The 12,214-nt window shown below is 60.9% G+C and carries 12 protein-coding genes and 2 pseudogenes; 6 read left to right on the forward strand and 8 right to left on the reverse strand.

Annotation, left to right across the window (positions count from 1 at the left end):
* Positions 1 to 23 precede the first annotated feature (23 nt).
* Both tnpB and U873_RS35025 read right to left on the reverse strand, forming a co-directional pair.
* The gene (gene tnpB / locus U873_RS0104870) at positions 24 to 368 is read right to left on the reverse strand and encodes an IS66 family insertion sequence element accessory protein TnpB (RefSeq protein WP_025127163.1); all 345 of its coding nucleotides are present in this window, start codon (positions 366 to 368) and stop codon (positions 24 to 26) included.
* Positions 365 to 751: a transposase gene (locus tag U873_RS35025; RefSeq protein WP_256244276.1), complete on the reverse strand. Its 387-nt coding sequence runs from the start codon at positions 749 to 751 to the stop codon at positions 365 to 367. Before U873_RS35025 ends, tnpB begins: the two co-directional genes overlap by 4 nt.
* Positions 752 to 860: 109 nt before the next feature.
* Between U873_RS35025 and U873_RS0104880 the strand changes: the two genes are divergently transcribed.
* Positions 861 to 1,370: a DUF1643 domain-containing protein gene (locus U873_RS0104880; RefSeq protein WP_025127165.1), complete on the forward strand. Its 510-nt coding sequence runs from the start codon at positions 861 to 863 to the stop codon at positions 1,368 to 1,370.
* 110 nt (positions 1,371 to 1,480) lie between these two features.
* On the opposite strand, the pseudogene istB reads toward U873_RS0104880, so the two are convergent.
* Both istB and istA read right to left on the reverse strand, forming a co-directional pair.
* Positions 1,481 to 2,235: pseudogene (gene istB / locus U873_RS34235) on the reverse strand (IS21-like element ISPsy14 family helper ATPase IstB).
* 20 nt (positions 2,236 to 2,255) lie between these two features.
* On the reverse strand, positions 2,256 to 3,767 hold the full coding sequence (istA, locus tag U873_RS0104890; RefSeq protein ID WP_025127166.1) for an IS21 family transposase: 1,512 nt from the start codon (positions 3,765 to 3,767) through the stop codon (positions 2,256 to 2,258).
* A 242-nt stretch (positions 3,768 to 4,009) separates the two neighbouring features.
* Between istA and U873_RS0104895 the strand changes: the two are divergent.
* A pseudogene (locus U873_RS0104895) lies at positions 4,010 to 4,342 on the forward strand (GreA/GreB family elongation factor); the annotation flags it as partial.
* Positions 4,343 to 4,374: 32 nt separating this feature from the next.
* Here the strand turns inward: U873_RS0104895 and U873_RS0104900 are convergent.
* Together U873_RS0104900 and U873_RS0104905 are read right to left on the reverse strand one after the other, a co-directional pair.
* Entirely contained in the window at positions 4,375 to 6,879 is a 2,505-nt protein-coding gene (locus tag U873_RS0104900) for an ABC transporter permease (protein WP_025127168.1), read from the reverse strand.
* Positions 6,879 to 7,562 (reverse strand): ABC transporter ATP-binding protein, encoded by a 684-nt coding sequence (locus U873_RS0104905; protein WP_025127169.1) that lies wholly within the window; start codon positions 7,560 to 7,562, stop codon positions 6,879 to 6,881. Before U873_RS0104905 ends, U873_RS0104900 begins: the two co-directional genes overlap by 1 nt.
* A gap of 10 nt (positions 7,563 to 7,572) precedes the next feature.
* Between U873_RS0104905 and U873_RS0104910 the strand changes: the two genes are divergently transcribed.
* The 3 genes from U873_RS0104910 (at position 7,573) to U873_RS0104920 (ending at position 9,637) form a co-directional block, all read left to right on the forward strand.
* Positions 7,573 to 8,178 carry an arylesterase gene (locus U873_RS0104910; protein WP_025127170.1) on the forward strand — a complete coding sequence of 202 codons (606 nt, stop codon included), beginning with the start codon at positions 7,573 to 7,575 and terminating at the stop codon, positions 8,176 to 8,178.
* 56 nt (positions 8,179 to 8,234) lie between these two features.
* On the forward strand, positions 8,235 to 8,528 hold the full coding sequence (locus U873_RS0104915; RefSeq protein WP_025127171.1) for a hypothetical protein: 294 nt from the start codon (positions 8,235 to 8,237) through the stop codon (positions 8,526 to 8,528).
* 134 nt (positions 8,529 to 8,662) lie between these two features.
* The gene (locus U873_RS0104920; RefSeq protein WP_025127172.1) at positions 8,663 to 9,637 is read left to right on the forward strand and encodes a L,D-transpeptidase family protein; all 975 of its coding nucleotides are present in this window, start codon (positions 8,663 to 8,665) and stop codon (positions 9,635 to 9,637) included.
* A gap of 126 nt (positions 9,638 to 9,763) precedes the next feature.
* On the opposite strand, the gene oprI is transcribed toward U873_RS0104920, so the two are convergent.
* On the reverse strand, positions 9,764 to 10,015 hold the full coding sequence (oprI, locus tag U873_RS35030) for an outer membrane lipoprotei OprI (RefSeq protein WP_003448337.1): 252 nt from the start codon (positions 10,013 to 10,015) through the stop codon (positions 9,764 to 9,766).
* A gap of 645 nt (positions 10,016 to 10,660) precedes the next feature.
* On the opposite strand from oprI, the gene U873_RS0104930 reads away from it, so the two are divergent.
* Positions 10,661 to 10,942, forward strand: coding sequence for a GNAT family N-acetyltransferase (locus U873_RS0104930; RefSeq protein ID WP_011062548.1), 282 nt, complete (start codon positions 10,661 to 10,663; stop codon positions 10,940 to 10,942).
* A gap of 60 nt (positions 10,943 to 11,002) precedes the next feature.
* On the opposite strand, the gene U873_RS0104935 is transcribed toward U873_RS0104930, so the two are convergent.
* Positions 11,003 to 12,079, reverse strand: a complete 1,077-nt coding sequence (locus U873_RS0104935; protein ID WP_025127174.1) for a 3-deoxy-7-phosphoheptulonate synthase — start codon at positions 12,077 to 12,079, stop codon at positions 11,003 to 11,005.
* Positions 12,080 to 12,214 lie beyond the last annotated feature (135 nt).

Genomic DNA, 12,214 nt, shown 5'->3' on the forward strand with positions numbered 1-12,214 from the left:
CTAAGGATTTTCAGCGCGTAAAGTCAGACCGCAAGGACGGGTGCTGTACGAATTGGCCTGCGCCAATCAATGCCTTCCAACAGCATCGACAACTGCGCCGCCGTCAGCGCCACGCGGCCATTGGTTACTTGCGGCCAGATGAAGTGACCTTGTTCCAAGCGTTTGCAGAACAGGCACAACCCGTCGCCGTCCCACCACAGCAATTTGATCCGATCACCGCGCCGTCCGCGAAAGGCAAAGATCTGGCCGGAGAAGGGATCGGCTTCCAGCTGTGTTTGCACCAGTGCCGCCAAACCGTCGAAGCCACGGCGCATGTCGGTGACACCGGCGGCGATCCAGATACGGGTTCCAGCAGGAGGGGCAATCATCGCAGGAGCTGCTGCACGATAAGTTGCAGGGTTTGTGGATCAGGTGTGCCGGTGATACGCAGTTTGGCTTTTCCCACTTCAATCACGATCTCGGAATCACACGCTGGCTGTGGTTGAACGACTGGCGGCAGCTCCATTGGTGTTTCGATCACCTGGACTGGCAAAAACGTTGCACTCTGATCAACCGGGCCAAACGCCCCTTCCTGATATTGCTGCCGCCAGCGAAAGACCAGGTTGGCATTGACGTCATGCTCGCGAGCGATCAGTGACACGGAGGTGCCAGGCTGAAAGGTGGCTTCGACGACCTTGCGTTTGAACGCTAGCGGGAAGTTGGGGCGGCGACCGGGTCGACGGGGTGGCGCTGTATCCAAGATAGTGTCCACTAAAAAATGATGGACACTATTTTTGCTAATTCTGGAGGCTGTCAGGAGTGGGTACTGGCCGGACGGTTACGTTACACTGGGGCCCCAACGCTAGTTTTTGAGGTGCTTGATGAGCGCAATAATCAGTCCATGCGGAAGATACCGTTACCGTCTTGAACGCGAGTTCGGCATGCCGCTGGAGGGGAGCAAAACGTTCGCCTTTTTCGGGCTTAACCCAAGCACTGCAGACGCCATGATCGATGACACTACAGTGCGGAAGTGGCACGGCTTCACGATCCGAAACGGCGGACACCGCTTCATCGTGGGCAACATTTTCGCTTACCGCTCTACGGACCCGCAGGCATTGACCCTTCAAGACGACCCATTTGGTCCTGAGTGGCTGCCGAACCTGAATCTGATCATCGCCGACGCAGATGTTCTCGTGCCGTGCTGGGGGAGCTTGTCCAAGATGCCGCGTGACCTTCGTGGTGCGCCAGCGCAGGTCCTGGCAAGCCTGGTGCGTAGCGGCAAGCCAGTGATGCACTTCGGGGTAACTAGCTGCGGCCAACCCAAGCACCCACTTATGCTGGGTTACGACACGCCGCTCGTTGAATGGCCCGCCCAGGGAGGTGCTCAGTGAGCCTGTTTCAGTGCTATGAATGCGGCTGTTGCGGATTCCACGGCATCCGGCCACCCGTTCCACGCTCATCCGGCCAGGCAGTCGGAGCGCAGCGACGCAGGTTTGCATTGTTAGTCTGAAGCCCCTACCGCCGTCAATTTCGTTGCTCGCCTACGCATCGATTCACCCTTCAGTTCGATCCGATAGGCGTTATGCACCAGCCGGTCGAGGATCGCATCGCCCAGGGTCGGGTCGCCGATCAGTGCATGCCATTTGTCCACCGGCATCTGGCTGGTCACCAGCGTCGAGCGGTTGCCGTAACGGTCGTCCAGCAGCTCAAGCATGTCGCGGCGTTGCGCAGCGGTAAACGGTGCCAGGCCCCAGTCGTCCAGGATCAGCAGATCGGTCTTGGCATAGCCGGCCATCAGCTTGGCGAAGCGGCCGTCGCCGTGGGCTAGACCCAGTTCCTCCATCAGGCGCGGCAGGCGCAGGTAGCGCACGCTGTAGCCGTCCGGCATGCCTTGTGGGCCAGGGCACAGGCGAGCCAGGTTTTGCCCACTCCGGTCGGGCCGCCGATGATCAGGTTCAGGCCGTCGCGCAGCCATTGGCCGCTGCCCAGTTGCAGGATCAGGGACTTGTCCAGGCCGCGTGGGCTGCGGTAATCGATGTCTTCCAGGCAGGCGTTGTGGCGCAGTCGGGCCGCCTTGAGGCGCGTGGTCAGGCGGGCATCCTCACGTTCGGTCAACTCTCGATCGACCATCAGGCCGAGGCGTTCGTCGAAGCTCAGGTCGTTGATGTCGGGCGTTGTATGTTGCTCGCTGAGCGCTTTGATCATGCCATGCAGGCGCAGGGTTTGCAGCTTGTCCAAGGTCGGGTTCGGTAGCATTTCGATGTTCCTTCGTCTGGTCAGTGGTAGTAGCCGGGGCCACGCAGGTTGATGTGCTCGTCGGGCAGCAACGGCAGGTTTTGCTGGGCCAGCGGCAGGCGCTCCAGCCCTTGGCGCAGGATTGATTCGAGACTTTTGTAGCTGCATGCGCCCAGTGCCAACGCACGCTGGCACGCGGCTTCCAGCCGCGCTTCGCCGTGCTGTTTGCTCAGGCGCAGGATGCCCAGACAGACGCGGAAGCCGTGTTGCGGATGGATGCGGCGTTCGAGGATGTAGGCGATAACACCAGCAGTGTTCGGCCCGGTCTGCTCGGTCCAGCGGATCAGCCGTTGCGGTGTCCACTCGGCGTGCTCGCGGTGGCTCTTGGGCATGTGTTCGGTTTGCGTGGTGTGGTGACCTTTGTGCTGCGAGCGAAGGTGGCTGGCCACGCGTTGGTTGGCGTGGAAGCACTCGACGGTCTGGGCTGTGAGCCGCACTTCGAGTTGATGCTTCACCAACTGGTATGGCACCGAGTAGAAGTGGCCATCGACTTCGACGTGGTAGTCGATGTGCACCCGTACTTTCTTCCACTCGGCGTAGACGTAGGGGGGCTCTGGCAGCGCTTGCAGCGCCGGTTGGTCAATGCTTTCGAAGGCTGACCGGCGCGAGCCGGGCAGCTTCTTGAAAGGCTTTTGGTTGAGCCGATCCAACAGCAGGGCGATGGCGGTGTTGAGTTCGTCCAGCGAGAAGAACTGGCGGTTGCGCAGTGCCGCCAGGATCCAGCGCTCGACCACTTGTACACCGACTTCGACCTTGGCTTTGTCCTTGGGCTTGCGCGCGCGGGCCGGTACGACGGCAACGCCGTAATGCTCGGCCAGGTCGCGGTAGCTGGGGTTGATGTCGGGCTCGTAGCGATGCGCCTTGGTGACGCCGCTGCGCAAATTGTCGGGCACCAGGAGCTGTGGGGCACCGCCGAAAAAAGCAAGGCAGCGGGCGTGTGAGCCCAGCCAGTCGGGCAATGTCTGCGACCAGGTGGCCTCGGCGAAGGTGTAGCTGGAGGCGCCGAGGACGGCGACGAAAATCTGCGCTTGGCAGATTTCCCCGGTCTGCCGGTCGATGACGGGCGCGGTCTGGCCGGCGTAATCGACGAAGAGCTTTTCGCCTGCGCGATGCTCCTGGCGCATGGCCACATCGACCTTGGCGGCCCAGAGGTGGTAGTGCTCGCAGAACCAGCTGTATTGAAAGCCCTGTGAGTGAGCGAGTCGGTACTCTTGCCAGAGCAAGGCCAGGGTCACGCCGGGACGGCGTAGCTCGGTGTGAGCCCATGCCCAGTCAGGTTGTGGGCGCTGCTCGCTGGGAACAGCCGGCGGCGGGAAGAGGCACCGTTGCAGCTCGGCGTCGGTAGAAGTACAGGGCCAGATCAGCCCGCTAGCAGCAAAGCGATTGAGGTAATCGCCGATGGTTGCTCGCCATACTTGCAGGCTGACAGCGATCTGGCGTGCGGACAGGCCGACCTCAAACTTGAGACGTAACATTTCCCTGATTTTACGCATGGATAACCGCTCCACGACGACCTCTTCGCTTCGAAAAAAGAGGCCGATGGTAGTGATATTTTCCTGCGTCGCTGCCTGCCTTAGGGGTGGCCGGATGGTCGTGGAATCCGCAGCTGTCGTGAGAACGGGTTCTACCCCCATTCCAATAGACATTTTCCGACCTCAAAGGCAAAGAGGTGTCTACGAAACCCGGGGTGATTCACTAAGCCCTGTGAATAGTATGTTTTGGTCTGGGGCCCTAATATCAGTACAACAAGAAGCTCCTGCGGGAGATCGACCGTCGAGTGCGTTACATACGCAAGCGCCTTGAAGACATGAAAGTGGTGTCCTACGCACCGGAACAGGAGGGCCGGGTGTTCTTTGGCGCCTGGGTCGAGGTCGAGAACGAGGCCGCTGAAATCAAGCGCTTTCGTATCGTCGGTTATGACGAGATCTACCAGCGCAAGGATTACATCTCCATCGACTCACCCATGGCCAGGGCGTTGTTGAAGAAGGAAGTGGGCGACGAGGCGGTGGTCCACACTCCGGCCGGCGAGATGTGCTGGTGGGTCAACCAGATCGACTATGTGAAATAGGCTCGCCAGCGAAGGGCGCGCGCCTGCCGTCTTCAGCCTTCGCGCAGTACGCTCAACGGGCTGGCGTTCAGCGCCCGACGAGTGCCGAACACTCCGGCCCCGCCCACCAGCAGTGCGCCGATCAGCGGCAGTAGCAACAGCCCCGGGTGCGGGTGCCAGGGCAGGTCGAAGGCGAATTGATAGAGCACCAGGCTGATCAGTTCGCAACCTACTGCCGCCAGCAACCCGCTGACCGCACCCAGCAAACCGAACTCGATCCTGCGTGCCTTGACCAGCAACTTCCGTTCCGCACCCAAGGCGCGCAGCAGTGCACCTTGGCGGATGCGCTCGTCCAGAGTGGCTTGCAAGCCGGAAAACAGCACCGCCATTCCCGCCGCCAGAACAAACAGCAATACATATTCCACCGCCAGGGTGACCTGGGCGAGGATGCTGCGCAGCTGTTCCAGCAGGGCCTCGACCTGCAGGATGGTCACCGCTGGAAAGGCCCTGGACAGTTCCACGATCTGCTGGTCGTGCCCCGGGCTCAGGTAGAAGCTGGTCAGGTAGGTCGCAGGCAGGTCCTTCAAGGTGCCTGGTTGGAAGATCATGAAGAAGTTTGGCTGGAAGTTGTCCCAGTTGATGCTGCGCAGGCTGGTGACTCGGGCTTCCCGATTGACGCCGGCAACCGTGAAGGTCAAGTGGTCCCCCAGCTTCAGCTTCAGGCTTTGCGCCACTTTGGATTCCACCGAGACGCCAGGCAGAGGGTCGTCAGTGGGGGGCGACCACCAATGGCCTTCGGTGATGCGGTTGCCGGTGGGCAAGTCGGCGGCCCAAGTCAGGCTCAAATCACGCTGTACTGCGCGATCACCGCTGGAGTCCTTGCTGACAATTTCCCTCACAGGTTCGCCGTTGATGCTGACTAGGCGTCCGGGAACCACAGGGTACAAGGGCGCAGAAGGTGCAGAGAGTTGCACCAGGCGTTCAGTGAAGGCCTGTTTATCGGCCGGCAGAATGTTCAGTGCGAAGTAGTTGGGGGCATTTTTCGGCAATTGATTCTGCCAGGTGTCCAGTAGCTCGCCCCGCAGCAAGGCAATCAGCGCCATGGACAGTAGTATCAGGCCGAATGCCAGGGATTGTCCGGCCGCTGCCAGGGGATGGCGCAGCAACTGGCCCAGGCCCAGGCGCCAGGGCAGCGAAGAGCGAGCCAGCAGGCGGCGCAGGCTTTGCAGCACCAGCAGTAACAAACCGCCCAAGGCCAGCGCCGCTACCAGGCCGCCGCCGAGCAGGGCGAAGGTCAGTACCAGGTCCAGGCTCAGGCGCCACATGATCAGGCCCAGGGCCAGCAGTGCGGCACCATAGATCATCCAGGTGCTGGAAGGCATCGGTAGCAGGTCGCGACGCAGCACCCGCAACGGCGGCACCCGTCCCAGGGCGGCAAGGGGCGGCAAGCCAAACCCGGCCAGGGCAACCAGGCCTGTGCCGATGCCGGCAATAGCGGGCAACAGGCCTCCGGGCGGCACGTCGCTGGGCAGCAGGTCGTGCAGCAGATAAAACAGGCCAAGCTGGGCCAGCCAGCCCAGCAGTGCTCCGCTCAGGCTGGCAAGCAGCCCAAGCGCCGCCAATTGCACGCTGAACAGCAGCAGGGCTTCTCGGCGCGACAGGCCCAGGCAGCGCAGCAGGGCGCTGGCATCGAAACGCCGGGCGGCAAAACGGTTGGCCGAGAGGGCTACGGCGACTCCCGACAGCAGCACGGCTACCAGGCTGGCCATGTTCAGGTAGCGTTCGGCCTTGCCCAGGGCGCCGCCGATCTGTTGGTTGCCATCCCGGGCATCCTGCAGGCGCTGGTTGGCCGCCAGGTCTGGCTTGATCTGTTGACGATAGGCCTCAAGCGAGGCGGCGGGGCCGCGCCAGAGCTCCTTGTAGCTGACCCGGCTGCCAGGCTGGACCACGCCCGTGGCTTGCAGGTCATCCAGGTTGATCAGTACCCGGGGCGTCAGGCTGTAGAAGTTACCGGCCCGATCAGGCTCGTAGGTCAGCACCCTGGCCAGGCGCAGGGTCTTCATGCCAACGTCGATGCTGTCGCCGATCTTCAGGTCCAGGGCGCTCAGCAGGCGTGGCTCGACCCAGGCCTCTCCAGGTTTGGGCCCGCCCCCGGGTTCTTCAGTGCCATAGGGTTCGGCGGCGCTCTTGAGTTGCCCGCGCAGCGGGTACGCCGCGTCGACCGCCTTGATGCTCGAGAGCTGGATGCCATTGTCGGTGGCGATGACGCTGGAGAACTCGACGATGCGTGCATGCTCAAGCCCCAGCTTCTGCCCGCTGCCGAGTTGCTCCGGGCGTGCTGGCGAGCTGCCTTCCAGGAGCAGGTCGGCACCGAGGAACTCGGTGGCGCGCAGCAGCATGGCGCCGTTCAGGCGTGCGCCGAAGTAGCCGATGGCGGTGCTCGCCGCGACGGCTACCAGGAGGGCAAAGAACAGTACCCGCAGCTCTCCGGCGCGGGCATCGCGCAGCAGTTGACGCAGGGCGAGGCTGAACAGGCGCAGCAGCGGCAAGCGTGCCATCAAGGCTCCAGAGGGGCGACCAGCAGGCCCGCTTCAAGACGGATCAGGCGCCGGCAGCGATGGGCCAGGCGTTCATCATGGGTCACCAGCACCAGAGTGGCGCCGCGTTCCTTGTTGAGTTCGAACAGCAGGTCGCTGATGCGTTCACCGGTATGGCTGTCGAGGTTGCCGGTGGGTTCGTCGGCGAACAGTACATCGGGTTCGGCGGCAAAGGCCCGGGCAATGGCCACTCGTTGCTGTTCGCCGCCGGAAAGCTGGCGGGGTGAATGGCTCAGGCGCTGTCCGAGGCCGACCCGTTGCAGCAGCTCGGTGGCACGTTCGCGGGCATCGCGACGGCCGTCCAGTTCGAGGGGTAGCATGACGTTTTCCAGGGCATTGAGGCTGTCGAGCAATTGGAAGGATTGAAAGACGAATCCCACGTGCTCGGCCCTGACGCGTGCCCGCTGATCTTCATCCAGTTGGCTCAAGGCCTGGCCGGCGAGGGTGACTTCGCCGCTGCTGGGCAGGTCGAGTCCGGCAAGCAGCCCGAGCAATGTGGATTTGCCGGAGCCGGAAGCACCGACAATGGCCAGGCTGTCGCCCTGGTTAAGCTCCAGGCTGAGTTCATGGAGGATGGTCAGTTCACCTTCCGCGCTGGGAACCACTTTGCTAAGGTTCCGCGCAGTGAGAATGCTTGCGCCCATGGAGAATCCGATGCGTGTATGGTTTTTGAGTGCCGGCCTGGCCTTGATGTGCATGGCCCAGAACGCAGCGGCGGGTACGATCCTGATCGTTGGCGATAGTATCAGTGCGGCTTTCGGCCTGGATACCCGCCAGGGGTGGGTAGCCCTGCTGGAGAAGCGCCTCAAGGACCAGGGTTTCACCGACAAGGTGGTCAATGCCTCGGTCAGTGGAGATACCAGTGCCGGAGGCCTGGCGCGGCTGCCGGCGCTGCTTGCAGAGCATCAGCCAGAAGTCATGGTCCTCGAGTTGGGGGGTAATGATGGCCTGCGTGGTCAGCCGCCCCAGCAATTGCAACAAAATCTTGCGTCGATGATCGACAGCGCCCAGGCCGGTGGTGCCAAGGTCCTGTTGCTGGGCATGCAATTGCCACCCAACTATGGGGTGCGCTATACCAAGGCTTTTGCCCAGGTCTATGGCCAGTTGGCCAGTGACAAGCAGGTGGCCCTGGTGCCGTTTTTTCTTGATGGGATCGGTGGCCATCCGGAGCTGATGCAGGCCGACGGTCTGCACCCCGCAGCGGCGGCTCAGGGCAAGTTGCTGGAAAATGTCTGGCCGACGCTAAAACCGCTGCTTTGACGCTTTTCTCGTGGCAGTGTTTCGGCTAATGTGGCGCCCCCGATTTGGAGCCCCCGATGCCGCGTCCCGCCTGGTCCCTGTTTGCCTATCAACTGATCGAGCCTGATGAACAGCTTGACCTGTTCGCCTGCCAGGAAGTTAAGGTGCATCTGGTGACGCGTCAGCTGGAGTTGGGGGGCTCCGCCGACCGGACCTTGTGCGGCACCTTGCTGCCCGCACAGCCGCGCTGGTCGAGTGTGGATCGAACGATTTTCCAGGACCAGCGACTCTGCCCGTTGTGCCGGGCGATTCTGGAGTCGCAAAAACGTGGTACTCCGCCGATCTGGCCTGAGTTGCGTTTCGAGCTGTAGACGGTTGATAGCGGACCGTTTCGACAGGGATTTCACATGTCTGCGCTTGTCTCCCTTGCCTGGCTCCCGTAGCCAGGGGGCGGGGTGTACAATCGTGCTTCTTTCATTCGTTGTTCATGCGAAGGATTATCCGGATGTTGCCGCGTCTCCCCGTCGTCACCCGCTGCCTGACACTTGCCGCATTGTGTGTGGCCGGTCCCGTTGCTGCGTTGGAACTGCCTCTACCGCCGCCTGGTGAAGACATCGTTGGCCAGGTGCAGGTGATCAAGGCCAAGTATGAGGACACCTTCGCCGACCTGGGCACCGCCTATGACCTGGGTTACCTGGAGATGGTGGCAGCCAACCCGGGTGTCGACCCCTGGTTGCCCGGAGCGGGCACCGAGGTGGTCCTGCCCACGCGCTTCATCCTCCCTCCGGGGCCTCGCGAAGGCATCGTGATCAACCTCGCGGAGTATCGCCTGTACTATTTCCCCAAGGGCCGGAACGTGGTCTACACCTTCCCGCTGGGTATTGGCCGTGAAGGCTGGGGATCACCGATCGCCCATACCAGCATCACCGCAAAAACGCCTAACCCGACCTGGACACCTCCGGCGTCGATCAAGGCCGAGCACGCGGCTGATGGCGATCCGCTGCCGAACGTCGTCCCTGCAGGGCCGGATAACCCGTTGGGGCCCTTCAAGTTCACCCTGGGCACACCGGGTTATCTGATTCACGGCTCGAACAAGAAGTTCGGCATTGGCATGCGCACCAGCCATGGTTGTTTCCGCATGTTGAACAACAACGTGCTGGAAATGGCGGGCATGGTTCCGGTAGGGACTTCTGTGCGCATCATCAATGACCCGTACAAGTTCGGCGTCAGTGGCGGCAAAGTCTATCTGGAGGCTCATACGCCGTTGGATGACAAGGGCAATCCTTCGGTGGTCGACAAACACACAGCGGTGATCAATGCCTTGCTCAAACGGGAAGATCTGGCCAACAACCTGCGCATGAACTGGGATGTGGTGCGTGATGTAGTGGCGGCCGAAGACGGCTTGCCGGTCGAGATTGCCGTGCCGACGGCAACGCCTGCGACCTCACTGTCCAGCACACCTTTCGATCTGCAGCAGTAAGCGCTGCAACTGAACCCGCGGATACCGCTTGGCATCCGCGGGTTTTTTATTGTCGGTGGAAAACACCGGGCAATAAAAAAGCCGACCCATAAAATGGGGCGGCTTGATAACAATCCCGAGGGACTATTACTTGCGGCTAGCTTTTTCCAGCATACGCAGAGCGCGCTCGTTAGCTTCGTCAGCAGTCTGTTGTGCTTTTTGAGCAGCAGCCAGAGCTTCATCAGCTTTACGATAGGCTTCGTCTGCACGAGCCTGAGCACGAGCTGCTGCGTCTTCAGTAGCAGTCAGACGAGCTTCGGTTTCTTTGGATACGCTGCTGCAACCGGTAGCCAGAACTGCGGCCAGAGCCAGAGCAGAGAATTTCAGAACGTTGTTCATCGTGTTCCCCTTCAAGGACTTTCTATTAGTAGCTATCACCTCAGAGTGAGGAAATAGCCGGCGTACATACTACCCATTACTTGTAGTAAGTAAACTGACGTAGCGCAAGAAGCAAAAAAAATTCTAGGCGTTGAATCTTTTTCGAGCAACTTTTTAGCAGGTTGTATAAAAAATATTCAGCGGCAAGGCCCTGCCAGGGGAATGCTGTTTGTTTGCCAGCATGGCTCTCGGACTTTTCCAGGCACTGTTTCAGAGTCTAGGCTAAAGTCGATCTATATTGTGTCAGTGACACTTTTCTTCAGATTCTCTGCAGGCCCAAGCCTATCTTTGTCCATCTTGGCGGTGACTTTAAAAGGCGGCGTTCGTCTCAAGTTTCAGCATCCGGCGATGTATAGCCTCAGGGCCTTCTTGCCTTGATCGTGGCGACGCTTCCTCAAGCGATGCGGGGGGCATAGCTGCTGATCTGTGACGAGCGTAGCTTGAGCATTTATGCCAATGGCGCCTACTATTTTGTAACGTGCTCATGGTGCAAGAGCGAAAGCAGTTGCTTGGCGTCAGACAGGCACGAGGTGGCGTAAGTTGTTCCTTCGCCGGAAAAACATCGGTAAGGTAGGGGTCGGTATTCCAGACCCGCAAGGAGTAGTGATGAGCGAGGCGTTGTCCATCCACCATGACCAGGCTGGTCATCAGTTCGAGACCAATGTGGACGGTCATCGTGCCTACCTGACCTATATGGACCTGGGTAAGCAGACCCTGGATATCTACCGCACCTTCGTGCCCAACGCTTTGCGTGGGCGTGGAATTGCCGCGGCACTGACCGAGCAGGCACTGGAGTACGCCGAACGCATGGGCTACACAGTGATTCCGTCCTGCTCCTACGTTGAGCGCTACATGGAGCGTCATCAGCGCCACGCCGCGAAACTCTGACTGGGGCGACCATAAAAAACGCCGGGCTTGGCCCGGCGTTTTTGTGTCCGTCGAAAACAATCAGCTGCGATTGCGTTTCGGCAGAACGTCCTTGAGCTTGGCATGCATGCCACGCAGGGTCTTCTCGGTGCTTTCCCAGTCGATGCAGGCATCGGTGACCGAGACGCCGTACTGCAGTTCCGAGAGGTCCTTCGGAATAGCCTGGCAGCCCCAGTTCAAGTGGCTCTCGACCATCAGGCCGATGATCGACTGGTTGCCTTCGAGGATCTGGTTGGCGACGTTCTCCATGACCAGAGGCTGCAGGGCCGGATCCTTGTTGGAGTTGGCATGGCTGCAGTCGATCATGATGTTCGGCTTGATCTTGGCCTTGGTCAGCGCCTGCTCACAGACCGCGACACTGACCGAGTCATAGTTGGGCTTGCCGTTGCCGCCCCGCAGCACCACGTGACCGTAGGCGTTGCCTTTGGTGGTGACGATCGACACGCCGCCCTGTGGGTTGATCCCGAGGAAACGGTGCGGGCTGGAAACCGACTGCAAGGCGTTGATCGCCACGGTCAGGCCACCGTCGGTGCCATTCTTGAAACCTACTGCCGAGGACAGGCCCGAGGCCATTTCCCGGTGGGTCTGGGATTCGGTGGTACGCGCGCCAATGGCCGACCAGCTGATCAGGTCCTGCAGGTACTGCGGGGAGATCGGGTCCAGCGCTTCGGTGGCGGTGGGCAGGCCCATGTCAGCCAGGTCCAGCAGCAGTTGGCGGCCGATGTGCAGGCCGTCCTGGATCTTGAACGAGTCATCCAGGTAGGGGTCGTTGATCAGGCCTTTCCAGCCGACAGTGGTCCGGGGCTTTTCGAAGTAGACCCGCATGACCAGGTACAGGGTATCGGACACTTCCGCCGCCAGGGCCTTGAGCCGCTCGGCGTATTCGTGGGCCGCCTTGATGTCGTGGATCGAGCAGGGCCCAATGACGATGAACAGACGATGGTCGGTGCCGTCGAGGATATTGCGAATGACCTCGCGACCCTTGGTCACGGTGCGCAAGGCGGTGTCGCTCAGCGGGATGTCTCGTTTGAGTTGATCAGGGGTGATCAGGGTCTCGTTGGAGGCGACGTTAAGGTCGTTGATCGGTAAATCAGCCATCGTGTTACTCGTCAGGTCACGGGTGCCGGCCGCCAGCGATCCCCGCGCGGCGGAGCACAGCGGATTTGAGCGCGTCGGGGAGCGGAACCTTAGCGCGTTACCCGGTGACTCTACAATGGGCAGGCGGCGGTTTTA

This window comes from Pseudomonas sp. PH1b, assembly GCF_000633395.1.
Taxonomy (GTDB): domain Bacteria; phylum Pseudomonadota; class Gammaproteobacteria; order Pseudomonadales; family Pseudomonadaceae; genus Aquipseudomonas.